The sequence below is a fragment of the Neisseria sp. P0021.S006 genome, from assembly GCF_051956895.1.
The window spans coordinates 1-459 of the sequence record NZ_JBQCWZ010001219.1 but is presented as its reverse complement, the minus strand read 5'-3'; the positions used below and the strand labels follow the sequence as shown (position 1 = coordinate 459).

Genomic DNA, 459 nt, shown 5'->3' with positions numbered 1-459 from the left:
GCTCTTAACCCCGCCGGAGATCTCCACGCCGCCGGACACATCCACCGCCGCCGCGCCACTGATTTTTACCGCTTCGGCAACGTTTTCCGCAGTCAATCCGCCGGCAAGTATCCACGGTTTGCCGATATTGCCGTGCAACATGGTCCAATCGAAACTTTGTCCCGTACCGCCGTATTCGGTCGGATGATAAGCATCAAACAACAAGGCGCGTGCATTCGGAAATTTGGCACAGGCCGTCTGAATATCGGCTGCGGACTGTACACGCACGGCCTTCAAATACGGGCGGTCAAACCGACGGCAAAAATCATCGTCTTCATCGCCATGAAACTGAATCATATCTATCGGCACCTGACGCAGAATCTCGCGGATGGTTTGCTCGTTTTCATTCACAAACAAGGCCACCACCGATACAAACGGCGGCAGATTTTTCACAACCGCCTGCGCCTGCTCAATATTCAC

1 protein-coding gene is annotated in these 459 nt (G+C 54.0%); it reads right to left on the bottom strand.

Annotated elements, in window-relative coordinates; genetic code table 11:
• A partial coding sequence (locus ACTHUM_RS19570) for a phosphoribosylanthranilate isomerase (protein WP_440403950.1) occupies positions 1-459 on the bottom strand: 459 nt, incomplete at both ends.